Here is a 26078-nt window from a genome sequence, read left to right on the forward strand (position 1 = left end):
CAAGAAAGTGCTGAAAAGGAAGCTTTTCGGTGTTCCGGGGCTCTTTTCCTTTACTATTTTAACCTTTTGCAGTAAAATAAAACCGACAAATTCTAAAAAGGCGGTATGTGCATTATGACAACAAAAGAGCGGGCACTGCTGGCAGTTGACGCACTGAAAAAAGAATATACGGGGGCTGTGTGCTCCCTACTTTATACAAAACCGCTGCAGCTGCTGATTGCCACCCGGCTGTCTGCACAGTGCACCGACGCACGTGTCAACAAAGTGACACCCGCACTTTTTGCCCGCTTTCCTACACTAGAGGCTTTTTGTGAAGCCACCCCAGAGGAGGTTGGCGAATACATCCACTCCTGCGGCCTGTACAAAACCAAAGCACGCGACATCTGCGCCATGTGCAAAATGCTGCGCGATGACTTTGGCGGTACTGTCCCCGATACCTTGGAAGCGCTGACAAAGCTGCCCGGCGTGGGCCGCAAAACCGCCAATCTGATTCTCGGCGATATCTACCACAAACCTGCTGTTGTCACCGACACCCACTGCATCCGTATCTGCGGTAAGCTGGGGCTTTCCACCGGGAAAGACCCCAAAAAAGTGGAAATGCAGCTGCGAAAAGTGCTGCCGCCGGAAGAAAGCAACGATTTCTGCCACCGGCTGGTGCTGCACGGGCGAGCCGTATGCACTGCCCGCAGCCCTAAATGCCAAATTTGCTGTATGCGCGAATTCTGCAAAACTTATACAGCTTCACAGGAGGAAACCAGCGAACTATGAAAAAGCTTCTCATTGTTGTGGATTTTCAAAATGACTTTGTCACCGGCAGTCTCGGCTTTCCGACCGCGGAGCAGCTGGAAAAACCGATTTGTCAAAAGATTGCCGCATACCTCAGCGCTGGGTGCGATGTGATTTATACAATGGATACCCATACACCAGACTACCTGCATACTGCAGAGGGAAAGGCCCTGCCTGTAGTGCACTGTGTAAAAGGGACACCCGGCTGGAAACTGTACGGCCGCGCCGCCGGGCTGCTACAGAACTGCCGTAAATTCGAAAAGCCCTGTTTTGGTTGTGCGGATTTAATTCCATTTCTACAGGACGGGCAGTACAGTTCTGTGGAACTGTGCGGGCTGGTCAGCAATATCTGTGTTTTGGCAAATGCAGTGCTCACAAAAGCTGCTTTACCTGAAGCTGATGTCTTAGTAGATTCCGCCTGCACCGGCGCAGCAGACCAGACACAAAACGAAGAAGCGCTGCGCTGTATGGAAAGTATGCAGATTCAGGTCATGAGGCATGCTGATGAACATTAAACTGCTTGCAATTGATATGGACGGCACAGCCTTAAACAGCATGAACACCCTCTCCCCCGGAAACCAAGCTGCACTGGAGCGTGCAGTGCAGGCGGGCATTTATGTTGTGCCGGCCTCTGGCCGACAATACACCGGCCTGCCGCCAGAACTTGAAAAAGTAAAAGGAATTCGGTATTATCTGTGCAGCAACGGCGCTGTTGTATATGACCGCGCACAGAAGAAAGTGCTTCATCAGGATTTAATGAGCTGTTCCCTTGCGCTGCGCATTTTGGCGCAGCTGCAGCAGTACAAGAGTGCCTCGGCCGATGTTTACATTGACGGCAAAGCCTATACCAGTACAGAAAAGTACCAAAATCCCTCACAATTCGGTGTAGACCCCTATCATGTCAAAAACTTTCTCCGCTCTCGTACGCCGAAAGACAGCCTTTCTGCATTTGTACGCGGCGGTCATCTGCGCCCGGAAAAAGTCTTTTCTCTCTTTTTGGATTTACAGGAATGCAGACAATGCTGGGATGTTTTTTCTGCGTGGCCGGAATTGGCTGTCACAAAAACGATAGAAAGCACAATTGAATTGACAAACAGAACCGCCACCAAAGGCGGCGGGCTTAAAGCCTTGGCCTCGCTGCTAAATCTTTCGCCGGCGGAAGTGATGGCAATAGGAGACGGGCACAATGACCTGCCTATGCTTGACTGGGCCGGCACCAGCGTTGCAATGGGAAACGCCAGTGACCAGGTAAAACAGCATGCTTCTTTTGTAACGGACAGCTGCGACAGCGACGGCCTTGCCAAAGCAATTACACGCTTTCTCTTTTCCTGAAATTTACACTGCAAACGAGATAATCTAAAATATAGAATTGACAGCAGGTTCTCTTAACCCGCTGCCTTTTTTGATTTGACTGCCGCAGCAAAAACGAAGGAGACACATTCCTTGGACAAACAGCTTTCTTTTGACGAAGACGCTAAAAACTATGAGCACTCCAGACCCGCCTACCCCGCCGAATTATTTCGGGATGTTTTGGCTTATTCTGCTTTATCCACCCACAGCAAAGCGCTGGAAATTGGAATTGGCACGGGCCAGGCAACCCTGCCGATTTTAAAAACCGGCTGTTTCGTCACTGCTGTTGAACTGGGGAAAAACCTCAGCGCATATACAGCGGCCAAATTCCATACCTTTCAAAATTTTCAGATTCAAACAGCTGATTTTATGGAAATACCAGCAGCAGAAAATTCATTGGATTTGGTATACGCCGCTACTGCATTTCATTGGCTACCCGAAGCGGCCTTTGATAAAGTTCTGTATATTTTAAAGCCCCGCGGTGCAGTGGCCCTGTTTTGGAACCACCCTTTTCCAAACCGGCGGGAAGACAAAACCAATCGCATAAATCTGCAGGTATACCAAAAATATCGTCCGGCTGATGCTGCACCGAAAGAATTTGGAGAAGCAGACTGTGAAAAATACAAAGTAAAGCTGAAAGACCACGGATTCATTGATATTCAGTGCAAACTCTATCACAGAGTCAGAGTCCTTTCATCAGATGCCTATATCAGCCTGCTGAACACCTACTCTGACCACCGTGCTCTTTCCCCTGCACGCAGGGCTGCCTTTGAGCAAGAAATGCGGGCCGGGCTCAATGCCGCCGGCGGAAATATCCATCTTTACGATACGATTGACCTCTATTTGGCGCGGAAAGCCAACTGAAAAATGCTGTAAAAAAGAGACCTTTGGCAAAAAGCCGAAGGCCTCTTTTTCTATGTAAATCAATCGAGTCCGTGCACCCAGTCGGATTTCTTGTAGTAGATAAAGTAGATAACCGAACTGATGCTCCATGTAATTGGATAAGCCCAAAAGATCAGGGTAATCTGGTGAGAAATGCGCATGGCAATGGAAATGTAAAGGATTCTGAAAACGCACCATATACCGAGCATAATCAGCATAGGCACCACGGCCTTGCCCGCGCCGCGGCAAATGCCCGCAATGCAGTGAGAAAAAGCAAGCAAAAAGAAAAACAGCGCTTCTGTACGCGCCTGCGCTGTACCATAGGCCACAACACTTGGGTCCTGATTGAACAAACCAATTAAGTGCGGTGCAAGGGTAAAGATAATGACTCCGATAATTTCCGCTAAAACAATTGATGTAAGAATGCCGAATTTAGCGCCGCTTTTTGCGCGGTCATGTTTCCCGGCGCCTAAGTTCTGGCTGACAAACGTTGCAAGTGCCATGGCAAAACAGGTAATCGGCAAAAAAGCAAAGCCCTCAATCTTTGCATAAGAGCCATAGCCTGCCATTGCATCCGCACCAAAAGAATTGATATTAGTCTGTACAATGACATTTGCTAAACCGATCACGGAATTCTGTACGCCAGTAGGCAGGCCGTACCGAATAACCTCGCCCAGCATATCCTTATGAAATTTAACTCTTTTCAGCGATACTTGGTAGATTGTTCCTTTCCTAGTCAAATGGAAAAGGCACAGCAGAGCACTGGCGGCCTGAGAAATGGTCGTTGCAACAGCTGCGGAACCGACCCCCAGGTGAAAACCGGCAATAAAGAGCAAATCCAAAGTGATATTTAACACAGACGAAAAGATCAGATAGTAAAGCGGGCGCTTGCTGTCCCCTACAGCGTTCATGATGCTCGTACAAATATTGTACATAACGATTGCAAGCGCACCGCAGAAATAGTACCTGAAATAGGTAACCGACTGCGGCAGAACCTGCGGGTCTGTGCCCATCCAGCGCAGGATTGTCGGAGTTGCCCAAACACCGAAAATTGTCAGCAGAATACCAGAAACCAAACCAAATGCAATATTGGTGTGAATGGCCTTTGACATTTGCTCATAGTCCCCGGCACCAAAATATTTAGATATAGCAACACCGGCGCCCATAGACATTCCTGTAAAAAAACTAATCAACAGAAAAATCAGTGTACCGGAGGAACTGACTGCCGCCAAAGCATTTTTCCCCAGATAATTTCCCACGATGACCGAGTCGGCTGTATTGTACAGCTGCTGAAATAGCTGACTCAGAAAAATAGGAACTGCAAAGCTGATAATCAACTTTTTAGGGTCGCCGGCAGTCATATTTTTTGTTCCGCGCTTACTGTTTTCCTGTGTCTGTAAATTTGAAGACATTTGTTATTTGGTCTCTCCCACTTTAAATTTCACATAGCTTCTATTTTACCAGTTAAAGTAAGGAACTACAACCCCATTTTACAGGTTTCGCCTTTGCCCGCATAAAACGATGCTGGCAACTGCCAAAAGCAATTGCCGGCATCTTGTCAGAGGGTAATTTCTGTACGGCAGCGTACAGCGAAAAAAATTACACAGTAAAGAATGCCGCTGTGCAGCCATCAATCTCGGCAGTGCTGCCATGAAGCGCCGCCGTACCGCCGTTTCTGTAAATCTGCTCTTTTACGGTAAAGGGACAGCTAAGCTGCACCGTCTGCTTTTTTGCAGAGGGATTGACCAGCACCAGAATCTTTTCCGTTTCGCCGGTGCGCAGGTACACCAGCGGATATCCTTCTTTTGTGAAAAATTCAATTTTTGCAAGGCTCTGCAGAGCTGGGTGCGAAAGGCGCACCGAAATTAAACGCCGGACCTCATGGTAAAGAGAAGTCTTGTCCTGCTGCTGTGCCGATGCAGTGGGACGGTTGTTATCCGGGTCCTGCGGAATATACAATCTTTCAGCAGGGGCAGTAGAAAATCCGGCATTCGGAGTACTGTCCCACTGCATCGGTGTGCGGGAGCCGGTGCGCTCATATCCACCCTCGACCGAACGGAGGTTTTCTACATAGCGCATACCGATTTCATCGCCATAATAAATAAAAGGTGCACCTGGAACAGAGAGCAAAAACGCAAAGGCAATCTTCATTTCTTCGGGAGTCAGCCGGCGCGCAAGGCGGTCCATATCGTGGTTGCCGGAAGGGATGCAGATCAGTCCCTCGCCGTGTGTTTTGGCATAATTTTGGTTATAGGTTTCCAGAAAGTCCGCAATTTCTCCCTTACCTTCCGCTGAAAAATACGGATGTTCACAGCGAAACAGGTCATTATAATGAGACGGGCCAAAATGCAGCAGGAAGTCCATGTGAAAGCCGCCCCGCAGGGATTTGTCCGGCTCTCCCCACTCGGAAATCATGGCCGCCTCGGGAAACTCACGATCTAAAAAATGGCGGAAATCCTGCCAAAGGGCAACTGTACCACTGCTTTGTGCATCATCGTGCTTGACAAGAGAACCAGCCATATCTACCCGGAAGCCATCGCAGCCTCCGCGCAGCCAAAAGCGCATGACATCTTTTATTGCGGCACGCGTAGCCATGGGGCCCTCTGCATTCATCGGCTGCTGCCACTCTTTTTCCGGGTGCAAAAAGCCATAGTTTAACGCTGGCTGCGTTGAAAAGAAATTGACTGCCACTGCGCCATCCCTCTGAGAGATGCCGCGCAGGCACTCCATGCCGTCTGGTGCCTCCCATACGCTGTTGGTCCAGACATAGCGGTCTGATAAAGGGTTCTTCTCGGCTTTCATGGACTCCTGAAACCACCGGTGCTGATAGGATGTATGCCCCGGAACCAAATCCAAAATCACATGCATACCGCGGGTGTGTGCCTCACGGAAAAGATGAAAAAGATCATCATTGCTGCCATAGCGGGGCGCGACACGGCAGTAATCCGCGACATCATAGCCTGCGTCACAAAAAGGCGACAAAAAGCATGGATTGAGCCAAAGCGCATTGCAGCCCAAATCTTTGATATAATCCAGCTTTTCGGTAATTCCATTTAAGTCGCCGATGCCGTCGCCATTGGTATCTTTATAAGACTGCGGATAAATTTCGTAAAAGATTGCGTTATCAAGCCATTTTGGCATATTATTTCCCCTTTTCCAGTCATTCGTTTTTTATTGTCTTAGCATAAACTTTCATACGCCAAATTGCAACCTCTATTTTTCTGCAGCTTTTGCGACAGCAAGGAATTTTTGTGCCGCCGCCGAAAGATACAGACTGCGGCGGTTTACCGCGCAGATTTTGCTGTACATCTTTGGGCACAGGACAGCTGACTGTACGCGGCAGTCTCCGCTTGCAGGCAACACCGACTGCGGCACAATGCCAACGCCGAGGCCCTCCTCTGCCATGCGCAGCACTGTGCGGGTATCGTCCACTAAGCAGAAGATGTGAGGCTCAAGCTTTTCTCTGTGAAATGCGTCCCGCAGAATATTTTCCCATCTGCGTGTAAGCAGCAGCTGCTTTTGGGACAGCGCTGCAAAGCGAATGGTTTCCTGCGGGAGCATTTCTGCCTTGGCAACCGCACAAAGCGGCTCGCTGCACAGGCGGGTGCACGCAAGGTCTGCCGCTGAAAACGGTGTGCGCACAAAGGCAAGTTCTGACTGGCCGGAACGTACCGCCTCCAGCAGCTGATATGTATTCCCCTCCTGAACCTCAAAGTGGATACCGGGATTTTCTTTGTAAAAGGCTGTCATCCAGGTAAGGAAAAGCGTACTGCACACGGAAGAAACAGCCCCGACACGCAAAATCGCGGTGCCGCCGGAAAGATAATCGGCCATTTCCCGCTGTGCAGAAGCACACTGGTCCAAAATAACGGCAGCCCTTTCGTAAAGCATGCGCCCCGCCTCGGTCAGCTGCATGCGGCGCGTACTGCGGTCAAACAAAGTACAGCCCAGCTCCTGCTCTAAAAGGTGAATCTGAACGCTTAATGGCGGCTGTGATAAATGCAGTGCTTTCGCGGCCGCTGTAAGGGTGCCATGGTCGACCACAGCCACAAAATCGACTAATTGTTTCAGTTCCATACTGCCACCTTCGTTTTATATGATTATTATATAAATAACACATAAATTAAATATTTTCAATATACATGGTTTTGTGTTATCCTAATAAGAAGAAAGAGGTGACTTCTTCATGGCAGAAAAAGAAAAAGTGAGACTTGGGGAGTTGTTCTGGACATTTGCAAAAGTAGGTGTCATGACATTTGGCGGCGGCTATGCCATGCTGCCGATCCTTCAGCGCGAAGTTGTAGAAAACAAAGGCTGGGCTACAGAAGAGGAACTGGCGGATTATTTCGCAGTTGGGCAGTGTACACCGGGAATTATTGCGGTAAATACAGCAACTTTTATTGGGTACAAAACCCACGGTATTGCGGGCGGCATTGTTGCCACGCTGGGTGTGGTTTTTCCCTCGCTGCTCATCATCATTACTTTGGCAAAGTTGATTACGACCTTTGCCGACATTCCGGTGGTGAAAAAAGCTTTTGCGGGAATCCGGGTATGTGTCTGCATTCTGATATTTAATGCTGTGCTAAAGCTTTGGAAAAGTGCTGTAACGAGCAAACTGGGGCTGGTCATTTTTCTAGTTGTCACTGCAGGTTCCTTATTTACCGATCTTTCGCCGACATTGTTTGTCATCTGTGCAATGGCACTGGGAATTGTGCTGCAGCTGTTTGCAAATCACAGCGGAAAGAAGGCGGCGAAGCAATGATTATTCTGCGCCTTTATTTCGAGTTCTTTAAAATTGGGCTTTTCGCCGTTGGCGGTGGGCTGGCAACCCTGCCCTTTCTTTCAAAGCTGGGCACTGCAACAGGCTGGTTTACGCAAAGTCAGCTGGCAGACATGGTAGCTGTATCGGAATCGACGCCCGGCCCCATGGGCGTCAACATGGCAACCTACGTTGGCTTTACCACAGCCGGCATTCCCGGCTCGCTGGCTGCGACCATCGGCCTGACCACGCCTTCGATTATCATTATTATCATTATTGCAGCATTTTTAAAGAACTTTCGCGATAATCAGTATGTAAATGGCGTGTTTCGCTGCCTGCGCCCCGCCTCTACCGGCCTGATTGCCGCCTCTGGGCTGTCGGTCGCTGCAGTCGCTATTCTGCACACAAACACGGGCCGCGCTGTCTTTGACTGGCGTGCAATCTTGCTGGCGGTAGCGCTGCTGGTGCTAACACGCGGTATTAAAAAGACAAAGGGTCTGCACCCCATTGTGTGGATTGGTTTGTCTGCGCTGGTTGGCATTCTTTTTTTCCCGGCGTAAACAAAAACAGCTTTTAGCTCCATTTAAAAACACCCGCTTTTCGGGAAAGCACTGTAAACGTGCCTGCCGAAAAGCGGGTATTGCTTTATGCCTGATACAGCTGCTGCAAAATGTCTGCGCACTTTTCAAAACCGATCTCGGTGCTGTTTAAGGTAATCGTATAATTTTTGGCCAAACCCCACTGCTGCTCAGTGTAATAGCGGTAATTGATACTGCGCTTTTTGTCGGTATCATGAATCAGCTTTTTAGCTTCTGCCTCTGTTTTATGGTAAAGATTTTGGATTCGCGCAATTTTCGCTTCCATATTGCCGCATACAAAAACATGGATGCAGTCGCTGCGGTCCCGAAGAATGTCGTTTGCGCTCCTGCCGATGATTACGCAGGGGCCTTTTTCGGCCGCCTCTAAAATGATTTTGCGCTGCACTGCATACAAATAATCTTCGATAGAAGAACCATCTGCACTTCTGCCAACAAGAGAATAGGCAAATGGGATTTTAGCTGTGGGAGCATACTCCCCTTTTTCCTCTATAAACTCTTTTGCAAGGCCGGTTTCTTCTGCAATTTTCGCAATGATTGCCTTATCGTAATACGCGATACCCAACCTTTTGGCCATTGTTTCGCCAAGGTATCTTCCGCCGCTGCCAAACTCGCGGCTAATGGTAAGAATTCGTTTATTCATACTGCTGCCTCCATTGGGCTTATTTTAGTCTTTTCGATACGCTTCATCAGGAAAACTGCAATGATTACGGTAACGCCCTCTGCAATTGGGAAAGTTGTCCAAACGAGCCATGTATTCTGTGGAAATGAAATGGCGACCCGTGAAAATGTCCACGCAAGCGGCACAACAAACAAGAACTGCCGGCAGACTGAAATAATCAGCGACTCAATACCGCCGCCTAAGGCCTGAAAAATCCCCTGGAATGCGACATTTGCCCCGGCAAAGAGAAAGCTGAGTGACACAATGCGCATGGCACTGATACACAATTCCTGTGTTGTACCAGATAGACTGAAGCATTTTGAAAACGGAACCGCGAAAATTTCCAGTGCTGCAAGCCCGACCGCCATAATTGCAAGCGTAAAAGTCATGCCGTAATGAATTCCTTCTTTTATTCGCTGTTTACTGCGCATGCCATAGTTGAAAGAAACAATCGGCGTAATTGCATCCCGCAGACCAAACGCAGCAAAAAGAATGAACTGCTGAATCTTATAATAAAGCCCATACGCCGTGACAACAGACTCATCAATCTGCACAAAAATTAGGTTGAGCGCATAGGTCATGACCGCCATAAGAGCCTGCGCGATAATTGCCGGCAGGCCAATTTCATAAATTTCGCGGATAATGCCGCCGGAAGGTTTCATGTATTTTACAGAATGTCCAATCTCACAGTTGAATCTTAAATGAAAGACAAAGGCCAAAGCAAAGGAAAGGATCTGGCCGATAACCGTCGCGTACGCCGCACCTTTTACACCAAACTCTGGGCAGCCAAACAAACCGTAAATCATAATGGGGTCTAATACAATATTGGCAACTGCACCGGCAACCTGCGCAATGGTAGAGTATAAAGAGCGGCCGGTCGCCTGCAGGAGCTTTTCAAAAATAGAAAAGAAAACAATGCCAAAAGAGATGACACAGCAGATAGTCAGATAATCCACTGCCATATTTAAAATCCTTGTGTTGTTAGTCTGTGAAGAAATATAGCCCCGAACCCCAAAGAGGCCAAAGAACAGAAACACAAGATAGATAACCACCGCCAAAAAGATGGCGTTTCCGGCTACCCTGCCGGCTTTTTCCCGCTTGCCCTGCCCTAAGCTTTTTGCAAGCAGCGCATTGGTGCCTACACCGGTGCCGATTGCAATGGCAACCATCAGCATCTGCACCGGAAACGCAAGCGTCAGCGCATTCAGCGCTGCCTCACCTGAACTTTTCATATTGGCGACAAAGGCACTGTCAATGATATTGTAAAGGGCCTGCAAAGCCATAGAAATAATCATTGGGATTCCTGTTGTCAGCATCAATTTTTTTACTGGCATAACTGCCATTTTACTTGCTGTCTTGTCCTGCTGCATCTTTTGTTCCTTCCTTTTCTCTGCTTTGCAGCAAAGTATCTCGAAACAACAAAAAAGCGTAAATCCATTCCCTGGATTTACGCTTTTTGCCACTCGGTAATTATTATTTTAGCACTGCATTTTTTTAAAGTCAAAGGTCAATCTGCCGCTTGTTTGATTTTTGCCGCTCGGCATAAGCCTTCTTTCTTTTCTCCATGTGCTTGTTTTACACAGCAAAAAGCTTTAAAATGGAATAAAGATATATAAAAATTAATTTTTATATATCTTTTTAGTTTATATTGAAAACTTTGCACTTTAATTTTAGGGAATACACTATGAAAAAAGAAAACAAACTGGGCGCAATGCCTGTCACAAAGCTCGTGTGCAATGTATCCATTCCGCTAATGGTGTCTATGCTGGTACAGTCTTTATACAATCTGGTAGATGGCATTTTTGTCTCAAGGCTGAATGAAGATGCGCTGACGGCCACTTCTCTGGCTTACCCTGTGCAGATGCTGATGATTGCTGTCACGGTTGGCACCGGCGTGGGCATAAACACCCTAATTGCACAGGCGCTCGGAAAAAAGCAGCCTAAAACGGCAAATAGAATCGCGGGCAATGGATTTTTGGCCGCCATCTGCTGGTCTCTTTTCTTTATGGCAGCCGGTCTCTGCTTTGCACGGCCGTTTCTCAGCCTGTTTACAGCCAACAAACAAATTTTGGGCTACGCTGTCAGCTATCTGCAAATCTGCATGTCTTTGAGCGGCGGCTTTTTTCTGGCAACAACCGGCGAACGTACGCTGCAGGCGACCGGAAAAACATTTTTGAGTATGCTAGCTCAGCTTTCCGGTGCTGTCTGCAACCTGATATTAGACCCGATTTTTATTTTCGGGCTCTTGGGTGTACCGAAGCTAGGTATTCGCGGCGCAGCCATCGCCACTGTAATTGGTCAATGGCTGGCAGCCGCTGCTGCTCTGCTTTTTAACCAAATCAAAAATACTGAAATACGCCCGACGCGAAAGGATTTTTTACCGGACAGAAAAATTCTCGGCAGCATTTATAGAATCGGGATTCCGACAATTCTAACGCAAACAATGGGCAGCATTATGGTTTTCAGCATGAACAAAATTTTATATCCGTTTTCTTCCACGGCAGTTGCTTTTTTCGGCGTATACTATAAGCTGCAAAACTTTTTATATATGCCGATTAACGGGCTGGCAATGGGTCTGCTGCCAATTGTCGGGTACAATTACGGCGCCCAAAAATACGCGCGTGTGCAGCAGGCATTTTACACAGTGCTGCGCCTAGCGGCCGGTGTCATGGCTGCAGGTACCACTGTGTTTATGCTTTTCCCACGTCAGCTGCTCATTCTGTTTTCGGCAGGAACAGCTATGCAGAAAATTGGCGTGCCGGCGCTGCGCATTATCGCCCCGGTATTTGTTTTGACCGGCGTGACAGTTTCCATTGGCTACTATTTTTCGGGCCTTGGAAACGCCATAGTCAACATGATTGCCACAGCACTGCGGCAGGTCGTACTTTTGGTACCACTCATTTATGCGTTTTCTCGCTGGTTTGGTCTTGGCAGCGCTTGGTACGCCATGTGGATTTCAGAAGCCGCAGCGGCAGGATTTTCCGTTTGGTTCTACCAGCACAGACCGCTGAGCGGAAAGAGAACTGGCATTTAGGCTTTACAGCCTGCATCAAGGTCCGGATCCCCCCCGCTGACATGTCATAAAAATGGAATAGAATACTAAACTGCAAAAAGAGCAGCCCCTTTTCCGCATTTATCAGAAAGAGGCTGCTCCTAATTTTGTAAAAATGATTTTGTAAAGGCCTTACTCCAACTCAAAAGCGCCGGTATACAGCTGATAATATTTGCCCTTTTTCGCAATCAACTGGTCATGGCTGCCGCGCTCGATAATGCGGCCGTGGTCCAGCACCATAATCACATCAGAATTGCGCACAGTGGACAGGCGGTGCGCAATGACAAAGACGGTGCGGCCTTTCATCAGTGCATCCATGCCGTGCTGCACAATTGACTCGGTGCGGGTATCTATGGAGGAAGTTGCTTCGTCCAAAATCATGACTGGCGGGTCAGCAACTGCAGCGCGTGCAATGGAAACAAGCTGGCGCTGACCCTGCGAAAGCCCGCTGCCGTCGCCCTGCAAAACAGTTTGGTAGCCCTCTGGCAGCATACGAATAAAGCCATCCGCATTTGCAAGTTTGGCTGCGGCAATGCACTCTTCATCTGTAGCATCCAGTTTGCCATAACGGATATTGTCCAGAACAGTTCCCGTAAACAGATTTACTTCCTGTAAAACGACGCCCAAAGAGCGGCGCAAATCCGGCTTGCAAATTTTATTGATATTGATATCATCGTATCGGATTTTGCCGTCTGCAATATCATAAAACCGATTGATAAGGTTGGTAATCGTCGTTTTTCCTGCACCCGTAGCGCCAACCAACGCTACTTTTTGCCCGGGTTCTGCATACAGCGTAATATCATGCAAAACAGTTTTGTTTTCTTCATAGCCAAAGTCGACATGGTCAAAGACAATTTTGCCCTGCATTTTTGTATAGGTAAGGGTGCCATCACCGTGCGGATGCTTCCATGCCCATACATCTGTTCTCTCCGGACATTCTGTAATTTTCCCATTGTTCTCTTTGGCATTCACCAGGGTCACATAGCCGTGGTCGGTCTCGCTCTTTTCATCCAAAAAGGCAAAGATGCGGGAGGCACCGGCAAGTGCCATGACAACCATATTAAACTGCATAGAGACCTGCCCCATGGGGTTGATAAAGCTGCGGGAAAGAGTTAAAAATGCAACAATGGTGCCAAGGGTCAGCACATTTACCCCTGCAAGCGAAAGATTAGCAATTCCCGCAATGCCCGCCGCACCGCCAACAATGGCCAAAAGCGCATACAGCAGATAGCCAAGGTTGTTGACAACCGGCATAGTGATATTTGAAAAAGTATTTGCTTTGGCGGAACTGTCAAAGAGCTGCTCGTTGCGCTGGTCAAACTCTTTTTCGGCTGCACTTTCATGACAAAACACCTTAATGACTTTCTGCCCATTGATGCTTTCTTCAATATATCCATCAACATCTGCCAATGAATTCTGTTGACGCACAAAATGAACGCTGCTCTTCTGAACGATTTTGCGAATCGTTTTCAGCAGTAGAAAAGAAAATACCACAACAAATGCTGTCAGGCCTACGCTCAAATAAAGCATAGAAATAAAAACAGAAATGATCGTCACAATCGAAGAAAAAATCTGCGGCAGGCTTTGTGAAATCATCTGGCGCAGGGTATCTGTATCATTGGTGTAGTAGCTCATCACATCGCCATGTGTATGCGTATCAAAATAACGCAGCGGCAAAGTCTGCATGTGTGCAAACATTTCATCACGAATATTCTTTAAAGTACCCTGTGCAACTTTTACCATTGCTTTATTGTAAAATAAAGTAGCAAGTACACCAACCAGATAAATGATCGCCATAATCATTAAAATATGGATAAGGCCTGAAAACTGCGGGTTCTTTTGCCCAAGCAGCGGCATGATATAATGGTCAATCAGTGTCTGTAAAAACAAAGAGGAAAGCGCGCTTACCGCCGCGCTGATAAGAATACAGATAACCACAAGGACCAGCTGCACTTTATACTTTGCCATAAACGACAGCAGGCGCTTGATGGTGCCGGGGCGAATGCTGCTGCGTGCAGCTTTTCCTGCAGGTTTTGCATCTGTTTTTCTACGCATCTTTGCTTCCCCCTTTCATCTGGGATTCATACACTTCCCGGTAAATGTTGCTGGTGCGCAAGAGCTCATCATGAGTACCCACAGCGGTAATATGGCCGTCATCCAGCACGACGATTTTATCCGCTTCCTCAACAGAGGCAATGCGCTGTGCAATTACAATCTTTGTTGTATTTGGAATTTCTTCACGGAACGCGGTGCGAATGAGTGCGTCTGTTTTAGTATCGACTGCACTGGTCGAGTCGTCCAGAATCAGGATCTTCGGCTTTTTGAGCAAAGCACGGGCAATGCACAGGCGCTGTTTCTGCCCGCCGGAAACGTTGGTGCCGCCCTGGTCAATATAAGTGTCATATCCATCCGGAAACTCACGAATAAAGCCATCTGCCTGGGCAAGTTTGCAGGCATGCACCAGCTCTTCATCGGTTGCATTCGCATCGCCCCAGCGCAGATTTTCTTTAATTGTGCCGGAAAACAAAACGTTTTTCTGCAAAACCATACCTACCTGGTCGCGAAGCGTTTTTAAATCATATTTGCGTACATCTTTTCCGCCGACCGTCACACGACCGGAAGTCACGTCATACAAGCGGGGAATCAGCTGTACCAAACTGGTTTTAGAGGATCCGGTGCCGCCGATAATGCCCACGGTCTGGCCGGACTGTATTGAGAGATTGATATCCTGCAAAACCGGCTTTCCCGCTTTACGGGAATAGGAAAATGAAACATTTTCAAAAGAGACAGAACCATCTGGAACAACATCAGCAGGAGTTTCGCAGTTAGTAAGGCTGCTTTTTTCATTCAGTACTTCGACAATGCGCTCTGCAGAAGCACGCGACATAATAATCATGACAAAGACCATGGAAAGCATCATCAGGCTCATCATAATCTGCATGGTGTAGGTAATGAGGCCAGTCAGGTCGCCGGTCGTCAAACCGATGGCGGGGTTGTTTCCGCTGCCTACAATAGCCTGTGCACTAAACCAGGAAATCAAAATCATTGCCGCATAAACGCAGGTTTGCATTAAAGGCATGTTGTAAGCGAGAATCCCCTCGGCTTTAGTAAAATCTTCATAGATTTTCTGTGATATTTTTCCGAATTTCTTTTCCTCATGGTCTTCGCGGGTAAAAGACTTGACAACGCGGATTCCATGCAGGTTTTCTTCAACGACACTGTTTAAATGATCATATTTTTTAAATACGCGGCGGAAAATTGGATGTACATAAGCCGCAATAAAAAACAGCCCGAAGCCCAGCACCGGAATAATCACAAAAAAGACAGTTGAAATGCTGTGGCTGATGCGAAAAGCCATAATTAAGGCACAGATCATAATAACTGGGCTACGGATTGCCGTACGAATAATCATCATATAGGCGTTCTGCACATTGGTGATATCCGTTGTCAGGCGTGTAACAATGCTTGCTGTAGAGAATTTATCAATATTCGAGAAGGAAAATCCCTGAATATGATAGTAAATGTCATGCCGCAGATTTTTTGCAAAGCCAGCCGACGCCACAGCAGACGTCTTACCGGCAAGTGCGCCAAAGACCAGTGAAATTGCAGCGCACAGAACAAGGATGAACCCCATCTTTAAAATATACGGCATGTTCTTTTGGTTAATTCCATAGTCAATCAGGTAAGCCATTAACGTAGGAATGACAATCTCCAAGACTGCTTCGATAATAACAAACACAGGCGTCAATAAAGAGTCTTTTTTATACTCGCGAATACTACCCATAAGTTTTTTTATCATGCACATCACCATACCTTCCTGCACTGACATTTATTCCTGGGAAATATTTTTTTTCATTCGCTCGATATAATCACAAAGCGTCTGCAGCTCTTCATCAGAAAAACCTTTTGTCAAGAGCTCGTTCATCTTCTGCTCGTCTTCGCGCATAAAATTTTTGTACGGCTCTGCTTTCTGCGTCAAAACGATTTTTTTCAGGCGCGCATCTCTGGGAACCGACTGCCGCTCAATCAGCCCTTTTCGCTCCATCAAGCTCAGCACATTGGATACCGTGGAACGCGTAATATGAAAGTGCTCTTCAATATCTTTTTGAAAGACCTCTCTGCCGTGTGCCTCACTTTCAGCTAAAAAGCCAATAATACAGCCGTTGTTTCCAGTTACTTTTTCAATTTGATTTTTATGGGATGAAAAATCAAAGTAGCGCTTGATAAGATTGTTGAGTACACGTAGTTTATACCCGATCTGATAAACAGCCATGTGATCTCCTTTCTTATTGTTCTATATAGAACTGTTTTATGTAAAACATATTTTACCGTAAAACTTACTCTTTGTCAACAGGGATAGAAAGGGTCTCTCCTAATGCGCACCCGCACAGCGCACCGGCAGCTTTGTAAAAAGCAGTATAAAAAATCGCATTAAACAGCCTCTAAACGGCTATCTAATGCGATTACTTTATGGTCGAGGTGACTGGATTCGAACCAGCGACTTCTACGTCCCGAACGTAGCGCTCTACCAAGCTGAGCCACACCTCGTAAAAGAAAGCCCCAGCCGGGGCCACAATTTGGTTGCGGAAGAAGGATTCGAACCCTCACAAACAGAGTCAGAGTCTGTCGTGCTACCTTTACACAATTCCGCAATATCCGTTGCCGCTTAAAATCATTAAGTGAAGCAACGTGTATTATTATATCAAATTGGCGGTAAATGTCAAGCCTTTTTTCATAATTTTTTGGGATTCATCCCCTCGCGCGAATTACAAAAGGGAATCCTGCAGCACAGCCTCAGCACAGCGAATGCCATCAACGGCAGCAGACACAATGCCGCCCGCATAGCCGGCACCCTCCCCACAGGGGTAAAGGCCGGATGTTCCCGCTGCTGTCAGTCTTTCTGTGCGCACAATGCGCACAGGCGAAGAAGAGCGGCTTTCAACAGCTGTCAATAGCGCATCGGGGTCATCAAAGCCGGAAAGGCGCGGGGCAAGTTTGCTGACACCCTGCTCCAATGCATCAGTCAAAAAGCGCGGCAGACACAGGTGCAGGTCCGTATAAGTGACCCCGCGGCTGTAAGTCGGGTGTATACTGCCGCAGCCAGTACTGGGCGTGCCCTCTAAAAAGTCACCTAAACGCTGCACAGGTGCAAAATACCCACCTGCGCCCGCACGAAAAGCGCGGGTTTCCAGCATACGCTGCAGCGCAATTCCTGCAAGCGGATCTGTACTTCCAAAATCTTCCGGCGCTAAACCAACCAGTAAAGCCGCGTTCGCATTTTCCCCGTCGCGCGCAAAAGCACTCATGCCATTTGTGGCAAGCCGCCCCACCTCACTTGCAGCTGGAACAACCGTTCCACCTGGGCACATACAAAAGGTGTAGACACCGCGGCCATCGGGCAAATGCGCAGCCAATTTATAGCTGGCTGCACCCAAAGCCGGGTCTCCGGCAAAGGAGCCATACAGCGCTTCGTCGATCCGTTTCTGCAGATGCTCTATGCGTACGCCGACTGCAAACGGTTTTTGCTGCATTTTCAGCCCTTTTTGCAAAAGCATCTGAAACGTATCCCGCGCACTGTGGCCAACCGCTAAAATCAAGTGGCGGCAGGGCAGATCATAAGCTGCGCCGTTTTGCCGCACAGTAACTGCCTGCAGACCTCCATTCTGCATTTTAATATTTTCCAGTACAGAATGAAAACGCACCTCACCACCTAAAGAGATGATTTTTTCCCGAATGCTGCGGACGGCACCGGGCAGGCGATCTGTGCCGATATGCGGCTTTGCCTCCCACAAAATGCAGTCGGGCGCACCGGCCTGCACAAACGTTTCGAGTGCATGGCGAATACGCGGATTTTTCGTGCCGGTCGTCAACTTGCCGTCCGAAAAAGTGCCAGCGCCGCCCTCACCAAACTGTACATTAGAGTCCGGATTCAATACACCTGTCTGCCAAAAATGCTGTACCTCTTTTTTGCGCTCCTCTACCGGGGCACCGCGCTCCAGGACAATGGGCTTCTGGCCTGCCTGTGCCAAGGTAAGAGCAGCAAACAAGCCGGCCGGCCCAAAGCCCGCGACGATTGGGCGCAGCGGCAGCGGCCTGCTCTGCGGCAGCTGATACTGATAAGCGGAAACCTGCTGAATTTTCCGGTCGCGCTGCAAAACCGTTTTTCTGATCTGCATTCCCTGCCGCAGCACCACTTCGGCAGTACAGATAAAATGGACACTGTCTTTTTTGCGCGCATCTACCGAGCGCCGATAGAGTTTGCATGACGCAATATCGGATTCTTTAATGCGCAGGCGTTTTGCAGCGCGGGCCGTCAGTTCCCCGGCGGCACTGTGCAATGGCAAAGAAATTTCAGAAACATGGTACATCATGAGCGCTGCGCCTTCTTCCAGACTGCATTGGCCGCACACAGTGCCGTACTCCATGCCCAGTGCAGATTAAAGCCGCCGCAGTCGCCATCTAAATTCAGCAGTTCCCCTGTCAGCCATGCCCCAGGCGAGCGCAGGCTTTCGCAGCTGTCATCTACCTGAGAAAGCGGAACACCGCCCGCCGTAACCTGTGCCTGGCGGAAATCGGCAGTATGGTCAACTGTGAAACAGAAATCTTTGCATTTTTCAAAAGGACAAATCTGTACGAGTGCTTTGTGCAAGACCCCCTCTAGGCGGCCGCCAGTGGCTTTACGCAATTCCGATACACTGTAATCCGGTACTAAATCCAGTGAAAGGACATCACCGCTGACCGCATCGCGTGAAAGCTCGAAAATACAGATTCCAGAAAGGCCGCGTTCGGTAAACTGTACTTCCCCAAAAGTCTGTCGAACCGTCTTTCCGCCGTGCCGCAGCGTAGCTGCCGCGGGCACACGCACGCCCTTTAGTGCACGCATGGTTTTGTTTTCTTTTACCTGCACCGGTGCCAGGGCTGGCTTTAATGGGGTAATGGTATGCCCAAGCTGTTTTGCGAGCGTATAGCCGTTCTGTGTGCCTGCATGTGCCATGCCGCCGGTACTGAGCAGAACGAACTGAGCACAGACAGAGGACCCATCCTGTGCGTGCAAAAGAAAGCCATTTGGGGTACGGCGAATTGTCTGCACCGTAAAATCACAGCGTTCTTCCACGCCGCAGCTCTGCAAATGAGAGCGAAGAATATTTAAAACCGAGGAAGCCTGCAGGCTATAGGGATATACTCTGCCCTCAGTCTGCTCACGGCACAAAAGGCCCAAATGCTGAAAGTAGGCCAATATCCGCTTAGGCGGAAATGCCTGCAGCAACTGCTCTGCCTGAGCGGAGTCGCCGTGATAGTGCTGTACAGAGACTCCCATATTCGTTAAATTGCAGCGGCCGTTGCCAGTAGCAAGCAGCTTTTTGCCAACACGGGCAGCTGCCTCCAATACTACAACATTAGCGCCGCCCAGCAGCTCTGCCGCACGCACGGCGCCCAACAGCCCAGAAGCACCGCCGCCTACCACAGCCAATGTATATTTTGGCAAAGCACTTCCCCCTTTCCTTTCACTTATTGTAAACAATCCGCTGTAAAAATGCAAATTTTGCTGTATGCAGACAGCAAAAATCTGCCCCAGCCACATTTGCAGCCGGGACAGATTTGAGAGGATCTTAAGAATTATTCACCAAAATAGCGCTTGAGCAAACCCTTGAAGCCGCAGCCATGGCGAGCCTCGTCTTTTGCCATTTCATGTACGGTATCATGAATTGCATCATAATTAAGGGCTTTCGCCTTTTTAGCAAGTGCAAGTTTACCTGCACATGCGCCAGCCTCTGCCTCAGCACGCATCTCCAGATTTTTCTTGGTGCTCTTTGTGACAACTTCGCCCAGCAGTTCTGCAAACTTAGAAGCATGCTCGGCTTCCTCAAAAGCATAGCGCTTATAAGCTTCAGCGATTTCCGGGTAACCCTCGCGATCCGCCTGGCGGCTCATTGCAAGGTACATACCGACTTCGCTGCACTCGCCATTAAAGTTGTCTTTCAGGCCCTGGTATACTTCAGGGTCGCAGCCCTGTGCAACGCCGATTTCGTGCTCACAGGCAAAGCCTGCTGTCTCAACCTGCTCTTTAAACTTGCTGGCAGGTGCACCGCACTGCGGGCATTTCTCGGGCGGCTGGTCCCCTTCGTACACATAACCACATACAGAGCAAACCCATTTTTTCATATGAAAATACCTCCAAAATAAAATAATTTGAAATTTGATTATAGAATCTGTTTATAGAAAGGATGTTATGCACCCTTTTCTGTCTTTTTTCCCGCCAGACATGCCGCACACAGTCCCCGAAACAAGACCTGATGGCTGGATACCTGTGCGCAAAGCAAACCGGAAATTCGGCGGTCAACCTCTGGGCTAAGGAACTCGCCCGTTACATCCTGCACAGCACCGCAGCGAATACAGACAAAATGCGAGTGCGGCGAAATGTCTGCATCAAAGCGCTCCTGCCCATTGACTACGCCAACGGTAATGATGGTGCCATCTTTTTTAAAGCGGCTGAGGTTGCGGTAAACTGTACCCAAGCTAAGGTCAGGATAAACAGACTTTAACTGCTGAAAGATCCACTCGGCTGTCGGGTGTGTTTTGGTGCTTTTGAGCACCTCTAAGATGGCCTCACGCTTGCGGCTGAAATTTTGCTTTTTTTCCATTGTTGCAATACTCCATAAAATGAGAATGATTATTTGTTTTCAAAATATTGTAGCACACAGAAGAAAAAGTGTAAAGAAAAGTAATAATAAGAACTGTTATTGTTTCTGCATATACATTACCACATCAATTATCATTTGTAAAGGCTTTTTTCTAAAAAAATGAAAATATTTTTACAGAATAGCAAAAAGCCATGGCAGCCATACCTTTTTGGTACAGCCACTCTGGCTCATAAATGATTTTAATATTTTATTTAGTTTTTACTGTATCCAGCTGCAAACGTGCCGCGCTGCGGAATGTATCAGCCCGAGCGGCAAGTTCGTACTGGTGCGCCGCGTTTAAAATGACATCTTCACAGCCAGCATTTCCAATCAGCTGCATGCCGACCGGCATCTGGTCGCTGTCAAAGCCGCAAGGCACACTGACTGCCGGCAGCCCAACAATATTGACCGGTACAGTGCAAATATCAGTTTGATAGGTTTCTACAGCGTCCTGTGCAGTAAAGCCCTGCGGGAAAGCGGTGCGTGGAACGGTAGGCGCCAAAAGAAGGTCACACTGCTGGAAGGCAGACTCAAAGGCATGACGGATTTTACGGCGGAGCAGCTGCGCCTTTTTATAGTAGGCATCGTAATAGCCTGCGCTAAGCACATAGGTGCCCAACAGAATGCGGTGCTTGACTTCCGGGCCAAAGCCTGCACTGCGCGTCTTAGAAATCATATCATTGACGCCGGTGTAGTGTTCTGCCTTCATACCATAGCGAATGCCATCATAACGGCCAAGGTTAGAAGAAGCCTCGGCACAGGCAAGGATATAATAAACCGGCAGCGCATACTTGATTTCCGGAATGGAAAGCGGTACAAGCTGCGCGCCAAGCCGCGTAAAGACCTGCTCGGCCTTTTCAAGGGCAGCACCTACGCCCCCCTGTAAGCCGTCAAAGTACTCAGCAGCAAGGCCAATTCGTTTTCCTTTCAGGCTTTGCTGCAAAGCGGGCACTGCGGCGCAGCGGGCACCCACGCTGGTGCTGTCACGTGAATCCTTTTGTGAAAGCAGGTCAAACAGAATTGCTGCATCCTCGGCACAGCCAGCAAGCGGGCCGATTTGGTCAAAAGAACTGGCGTAAGCAACCAAACCATAGCGCGAAACTGCACCATAGGTCGGCTTTAGGCCGACGATTCCACAGAAAGAGGCCGGCTGACGAATTGAGCCGCCGGTATCGCTACCAATGCCATAGGCTGCAAGTCCAGCAGAAACCGCGCTTGCAGCACCACCGGAAGAACCACCCGCTACACGCTGTACATTGTGCGGATTGCGAGCACCACCGTAGCAGCTGGTTTCACAGCTGGAGCCCATTGCAAATTCATCCATATTGCTCTTACCCAGCAAAACCGCGCCCTGCTGCTGCAAAATCTGCCACACGGCCGCGTCGTACACCGGCTTATAGCCGGCTAAAATGCGGGAACAGCAGTCCGTGTCAATACCGCGGGTACTAATGTTAGCTTTCAGTGTCATGGGAACGCCCTCTACAGGGCCAAGCGGATCGCCATGCGCGATTTTCTCATCGGCTTTTTCAGCCGCCTGCAGCGCAGTTTCAGGCGTAACGCAGGTAAAGGCATTGAGCTCACCGTTTTCTTTTTTAATGGCATTCAGATAGCGCTGAGTCAGCTCTGTGCAGGAACAGACTTTGCTGGTATATAAATTCTGTATTTTTTTAATTGTACTGAATGACTGCATGAGTTCCTCCTTACGCGTGCGGCCGCACGACAAAGCTGCTACCATCCGTATCCGGTGCATTGGCAAGCACTTCATCACAGGTAAGGCCCGGCTGTACTTCGTCTGTGCGCAGCACATTTTCAAGGCCGTTTTGGTCGGCGTACGCTTCTTCTTCGGCACTGACCGAGGCAATGGTGTCTGCAAAAGAGATGATTTCATTCATATCTTTTGTCAGGCCGTCCAGTTCTTCCGGTGCGACCTCCAGCTTGGCAAGCTTTGCAATTTTTAAAATCTCCTCATGCGTAACCATGCTGTTTCCTCCTTACCTAAGCTTAATATGAACTTCACGCAGCTGCTGCTCGGTCACTTTGCCGGGCGCACCCATCATAACGTCCTGCGCATTGGAGTTCATGGGGAACGGGATAACTTCACGGATGCTTTCTTCTCCGGTGAGCAGCATGACCATGCGGTCAATGCCAGGTGCCATGCCTGCATGCGGCGGAGCACCGTACTGAAAAGCATGATACAGTGAAGTGAACTTCGTGCGCAGGTCATCTTCGGTATATCCGGCAATCTCAAAGGCCTTTTTCATGATTTCAAGGTCATGGTTGCGCACAGCGCCAGAAGAAAGCTCTACGCCATCACAGACGATGTCGTACTGGTAAGCCAGTACATCTTCGGGGGCCTTTTCCAGCAGCGCCTGCATGCCGCCCTGCGGCATAGAAAATGGATTGTGCGTAAAGATATACTTTCCAGTTTCTTCATCTATTTCAAACATCGGAAAATTGACAATAAAGCAAAGCTCAAAGCGGCTTTTATCAATCAGCCCTAAACGGCGGCCGAGTTCAGCACGAATCTGCCCGGCAAGCTGCGGCGCATAAGCTTTGTCATCTGCGATAAAGAAGATGACGCTGCCCTTTTCCAATTTTCCGCGGCGAACCAGCTCCGCGCGCTGTTCTTCTGACAGGAACTTATCGATTGGGCCTTTGTAGGTACCGTCTTCCAGTACCTCTATATAGCCAAGGCCTTTCATACCGATAGACTCTGCAAAAGCGAGCATTCCTGCAAAGAAAGAGCGCGGCTGCTTAACGCAGTCCGGTACAGCAATGCCGCGCACGCACTTTTTGTGGAAAGGTTTAAATGCAGTATCGGTAAATAAATCGGAAAGGTCAACGATTTCCAGCGGATTGCGCAGGTCAGGCTTATCAGTGCCGTATTTCAGCATACTCTCTTGATACGGAATGCGGCGAAATGGCGCGGAAGAAACCTCTTTGCCGCCGCCAAATTTGCGGAACGTATCCCCAATTACCTGCTCAGCAATGGCAAAGACATCTTCCTGTGTAGCGAATGCCATTTCAAAGTCGAGCTGATAAAACTCACCGGGAGAGCGGTCGGCGCGGGCGTCTTCATCACGGAAGCAAGGCGCCACCTGAAAATAGCGGTCAAACCCAGAAACCATAAGCAGCTGCTTGAAAATCTGCGGCGCCTGCGGCAGCGCGTAAAATTCTCCTTTGTGTTTGCGGCTTGGAATCAGGTAATCACGGGCGCCCTCTGGTGAAGACGCGCTTAAAATCGGCGTTTGGATTTCCAAAAAGCCGAGGTCGGTCATTTTTTGACGCAGATAAGAGATAATCTGGCTGCGCAGAACGATATTATTGTGAACTTTGGGGTTTCGCAGGTCAAGGTAACGGTATTTCAGCCGGACATCTTCCTTTGTTTCACGGCTGGTAACAACATCAAACGGCAGTACCGCGCGGCACTTGCCCAGCACTTGCAGAGAGTCTGCTTTTACTTCCACTGTGCCGGTCGCAATTTTAGGATTGATAGTGTCTTCATCGCGCAGGATAACTTCACCTGAAGCAGTGAGCGTGCACTCTTTATTGACATTTTGAAGCATGGCTTCATCATGTACAACTACCTGTACAACGCCGTACTGGTCGCGCAGGTCAAGAAACTGTACGCCGCCGTGATCGCGGATATTTTCAACCCAGCCAGCCACACGGACGACTGTGCCAATGTCGGCTTCACTGATCTCGCCGCAGGATTTGGTGCGGTATTTGTTCTTACAGATCATTCCTGAGATTCCCCTTTATCTACAAAACTCAAGCTAAATGCAGCTGCCCACCGCAGAAAAAAAGGCACCTACACTGCTTTATAGTATTAAAGTATAACATCAATTTCATAATGATTCAACATAAAATGCAAGATTATAGGATTTTCCATGCTTCATGTAAAGCCTGCACACCCGGAGCAATATCTTCCAGCGGGATTCCCGCAAAGCCTAGAGTCACCTGGCCCTCAGGGCCGGGGCGCACCTGTACCCCGTGCGCAGCGGCAAGTTCTGTCAGGCGAGCGGGCGATGGTCCGTTTAAAACATGCAGGGTAACACACAGCGGTGTTTCCTGCAAATGCAGCTGCACCCGCGTGCCAAAGGTACTGTGCAGCTGCTGCATGAGCAGACTGCTCTTTTGTGCATAGACCTTGCGCAGGCGGCGCAGCTGCCGCTCAAGCTGCCCGCTTTGTACATAATCCGCAAGGGCAAGCTGCTCCACTTTAGAGGCTGTCTGGTTATAGTGTGCCGCCCGCGCAAGATACAGCGGCAGCAGGCGCTGTGGCAGCACCATATAACCTATGCGCACACTAGGCAGCAGCAGCTTTGAAAAAGAACCCAAATACACAACCCGCCCATCTGCAGCCATGCCCTGCATTGAAGGAATCGGCCGTGCACGGTAGCGCAATTCACCATTATAATCATCCTCAATCAACAGGCCACCGCATTCCGCAGCCCAGCGCAGCAGCTCCTGCCGGCGCAGAAGCGGGATAGGTGTACCGCTGCCCTGCCGACTAGAGGGAGAGACATAGGCAATTTTGACCCCGCTGCTGGAAAGGGCCTCTGGCAGCAGGCCGCTTTTGTCCCCGGGCAGGTGCAGGACCTCCATGCCGCAGTCTGTAAAGACCTGCTCTGCCTGCACAAAGCCTGGCTCCTCTAATGCGACTGCGCCGATATTCCCCTGCAGCAGGCCACAGAGCAGGTAAAGCAGTGGCTGTGTGCCGGCACCGATAACAATCTGCTCTGGCGAACAGACTACGCCGCGTGCGCCGTAGCTGTAGGCGCTCAGCGCCTGCCGCAGGGGCAGCTCCCCCTGATGTGCCCCATAACGGACCAGGACCTGTGGGCGGTTCAGCACCTCACGAATATGGCGGCGCCAAATTTTCAGGTCAGCGCAGGTACTGTCGACGGAATCCGTACCAAAATTATAGCGCAGCTGCGGCTGAGGCGACTGCGGTACAGCCGCTGGCTGTGCACCGCGTTTTCCGCCAACCGTTAAAACAAAAAAGCCGCGCTGAGGCCGCGCCTCTATATAACCCTCGACGCACAGCTGCTGGTAAGCAGTCTCAATCGTTGTGCGCGAAAGGCCCAAATCTTCGCTGAGGCGGCGAATGCTGGGCAGTTTCTGTCCGGGCTGCAGGCTGCCATTTTGTGCGGCTGCACGCAGCTGTTCGTACAGCTGCTCATACAGCGGCGTGCTGCTTTGCTTCTGCAGCTGAATATAATCGTACGTCAACAATATGCCCTCTTTTTAAACTGTACTCTTTGTTTTTTTACAAACTGTAGCTTTTATTATATACAGATTTTCTATA

The 26078-nt window shown here is 49.1% G+C and carries 23 protein-coding genes and 2 tRNA genes; 7 read left to right on the top strand and 18 right to left on the bottom strand.

The features are described 5' to 3' along the window. The first annotated feature begins 114 nt into the window (after nt 1-114). The 4 genes from nth (at nt 115) to LKE53_05050 (ending at nt 3000) form a co-directional block, all read left to right on the top strand. Complete coding sequence (gene nth / locus LKE53_05035; protein MCH3972120.1) at nt 115-768, top strand: endonuclease III; 654 nt, start codon at nt 115-117, stop codon at nt 766-768. Next, nucleotides 765-1301, top strand: a complete 537-nt coding sequence (locus tag LKE53_05040) for a cysteine hydrolase (protein ID MCH3972121.1) — start codon at nt 765-767, stop codon at nt 1299-1301. The genes nth and LKE53_05040 overlap by 4 nt, the downstream gene beginning before the upstream one ends. Next, entirely contained in the window at nt 1291-2118 is an 828-nt protein-coding gene (locus tag LKE53_05045; protein ID MCH3972122.1) for a Cof-type HAD-IIB family hydrolase, read from the top strand. The genes LKE53_05040 and LKE53_05045 overlap by 11 nt, the downstream gene beginning before the upstream one ends. 111 nt (nt 2119-2229) lie before the next feature. Then, entirely contained in the window at nt 2230-3000 is a 771-nt protein-coding gene (locus LKE53_05050) for a methyltransferase domain-containing protein (GenBank protein ID MCH3972123.1), read from the top strand. A gap of 59 nt (nt 3001-3059) precedes the next feature. On the opposite strand, the gene LKE53_05055 is transcribed toward LKE53_05050, so the two are convergent. The 3 genes from LKE53_05055 to LKE53_05065 all read right to left on the bottom strand — a co-directional run bounded on the left by LKE53_05055 (nt 3060) and on the right by LKE53_05065 (nt 7095). After that, a complete protein-coding gene (locus LKE53_05055) occupies nt 3060-4379 on the bottom strand; it encodes an MATE family efflux transporter (protein ID MCH3972124.1) in 1320 nt (439 codons plus the stop codon). A 238-nt stretch (nt 4380-4617) separates the two neighbouring features. Beyond that, complete coding sequence (locus LKE53_05060; GenBank protein MCH3972125.1) at nt 4618-6159, bottom strand: alpha-amylase family glycosyl hydrolase; 1542 nt, start codon at nt 6157-6159, stop codon at nt 4618-4620. 72 nt (nt 6160-6231) lie between these two features. Beyond that, complete coding sequence (locus LKE53_05065; GenBank protein ID MCH3972126.1) at nt 6232-7095, bottom strand: LysR family transcriptional regulator; 864 nt, start codon at nt 7093-7095, stop codon at nt 6232-6234. A 109-nt stretch (nt 7096-7204) separates the two neighbouring features. Between LKE53_05065 and LKE53_05070 the strand changes: the two genes are divergently transcribed. Further along, nucleotides 7205-7780 (top strand): chromate transporter, encoded by a 576-nt coding sequence (locus LKE53_05070; protein MCH3972127.1) that lies wholly within the window; start codon nt 7205-7207, stop codon nt 7778-7780. Then, nucleotides 7777-8337 carry a chromate transporter gene (locus LKE53_05075; protein ID MCH3972128.1) on the top strand — a complete coding sequence of 187 codons (561 nt, stop codon included), beginning with the start codon at nt 7777-7779 and terminating at the stop codon, nt 8335-8337. Before LKE53_05070 ends, LKE53_05075 begins: the two co-directional genes overlap by 4 nt. An 85-nt stretch (nt 8338-8422) precedes the next feature. Here the strand turns inward: LKE53_05075 and LKE53_05080 are convergent, their stop codons facing one another. Both LKE53_05080 and LKE53_05085 read right to left on the bottom strand, forming a co-directional pair. Then, nucleotides 8423-9016 carry a cytidylate kinase-like family protein gene (locus tag LKE53_05080; GenBank protein MCH3972129.1) on the bottom strand — a complete coding sequence of 198 codons (594 nt, stop codon included), beginning with the start codon at nt 9014-9016 and terminating at the stop codon, nt 8423-8425. Continuing rightward, nucleotides 9013-10404, bottom strand: a complete 1392-nt coding sequence (locus LKE53_05085; protein MCH3972130.1) for an MATE family efflux transporter — start codon at nt 10402-10404, stop codon at nt 9013-9015. Before LKE53_05085 ends, LKE53_05080 begins: the two co-directional genes overlap by 4 nt. 314 nt (nt 10405-10718) lie before the next feature. Here LKE53_05085 and LKE53_05090 point away from each other — a divergent pair, with 314 nt between their 5' ends. Further along, entirely contained in the window at nt 10719-12068 is a 1350-nt protein-coding gene (locus LKE53_05090; GenBank protein ID MCH3972131.1) for an MATE family efflux transporter, read from the top strand. 150 nt (nt 12069-12218) lie between these two features. Here LKE53_05090 and LKE53_05095 read toward each other — a convergent pair whose 3' ends face one another. From LKE53_05095 to LKE53_05155, 13 genes are all read right to left on the bottom strand, one after another. Next, the gene (locus LKE53_05095) at nt 12219-14141 is read right to left on the bottom strand and encodes an ABC transporter ATP-binding protein/permease (GenBank protein MCH3972132.1); all 1923 of its coding nucleotides are present in this window, start codon (nt 14139-14141) and stop codon (nt 12219-12221) included. Beyond that, complete coding sequence (locus tag LKE53_05100) at nt 14134-15885, bottom strand: ABC transporter ATP-binding protein/permease (protein ID MCH3972133.1); 1752 nt, start codon at nt 15883-15885, stop codon at nt 14134-14136. Before LKE53_05100 ends, LKE53_05095 begins: the two co-directional genes overlap by 8 nt. Nucleotides 15886-15915: 30 nt before the next feature. Then, nucleotides 15916-16359 (bottom strand): MarR family transcriptional regulator, encoded by a 444-nt coding sequence (locus tag LKE53_05105; protein ID MCH3972134.1) that lies wholly within the window; start codon nt 16357-16359, stop codon nt 15916-15918. Between the two features lie 198 nt (nt 16360-16557). Continuing rightward, nucleotides 16558-16634, bottom strand: a tRNA-Pro gene (locus tag LKE53_05110). Nucleotides 16635-16664: 30 nt separating this feature from the next. Continuing rightward, nucleotides 16665-16738 (bottom strand) — tRNA-Gln (locus LKE53_05115). 114 nt (nt 16739-16852) lie between these two features. After that, nucleotides 16853-18457 (bottom strand): hypothetical protein, encoded by a 1605-nt coding sequence (locus tag LKE53_05120; GenBank protein MCH3972135.1) that lies wholly within the window; start codon nt 18455-18457, stop codon nt 16853-16855. Next, nucleotides 18454-19572, bottom strand: a complete 1119-nt coding sequence (locus tag LKE53_05125; GenBank protein ID MCH3972136.1) for an aminoacetone oxidase family FAD-binding enzyme — start codon at nt 19570-19572, stop codon at nt 18454-18456. Before LKE53_05125 ends, LKE53_05120 begins: the two co-directional genes overlap by 4 nt. 131 nt (nt 19573-19703) lie before the next feature. After that, entirely contained in the window at nt 19704-20249 is a 546-nt protein-coding gene (locus tag LKE53_05130) for an NADH peroxidase (GenBank protein MCH3972137.1), read from the bottom strand. A gap of 65 nt (nt 20250-20314) precedes the next feature. Continuing rightward, a complete protein-coding gene (locus LKE53_05135) occupies nt 20315-20728 on the bottom strand; it encodes a transcriptional repressor (GenBank protein ID MCH3972138.1) in 414 nt (137 codons plus the stop codon). Nucleotides 20729-20975: 247 nt separating this feature from the next. Next, nucleotides 20976-22457, bottom strand: a complete 1482-nt coding sequence (gatA, locus tag LKE53_05140) for an Asp-tRNA(Asn)/Glu-tRNA(Gln) amidotransferase subunit GatA (protein MCH3972139.1) — start codon at nt 22455-22457, stop codon at nt 20976-20978. Between the two features lie 10 nt (nt 22458-22467). Continuing rightward, on the bottom strand, nt 22468-22746 hold the full coding sequence (gatC, locus tag LKE53_05145; protein MCH3972140.1) for an Asp-tRNA(Asn)/Glu-tRNA(Gln) amidotransferase subunit GatC: 279 nt from the start codon (nt 22744-22746) through the stop codon (nt 22468-22470). A gap of 12 nt (nt 22747-22758) precedes the next feature. After that, entirely contained in the window at nt 22759-24510 is a 1752-nt protein-coding gene (gene aspS, locus LKE53_05150; GenBank protein MCH3972141.1) for an aspartate--tRNA ligase, read from the bottom strand. A gap of 133 nt (nt 24511-24643) precedes the next feature. Next, complete coding sequence (locus LKE53_05155; GenBank protein ID MCH3972142.1) at nt 24644-26002, bottom strand: PLP-dependent aminotransferase family protein; 1359 nt, start codon at nt 26000-26002, stop codon at nt 24644-24646. Nucleotides 26003-26078 lie beyond the last annotated feature (76 nt).

This window comes from Oscillospiraceae bacterium (assembly GCA_022483045.1).
GTDB lineage: Bacteria > Bacillota > Clostridia > Oscillospirales > Acutalibacteraceae > Caproicibacterium.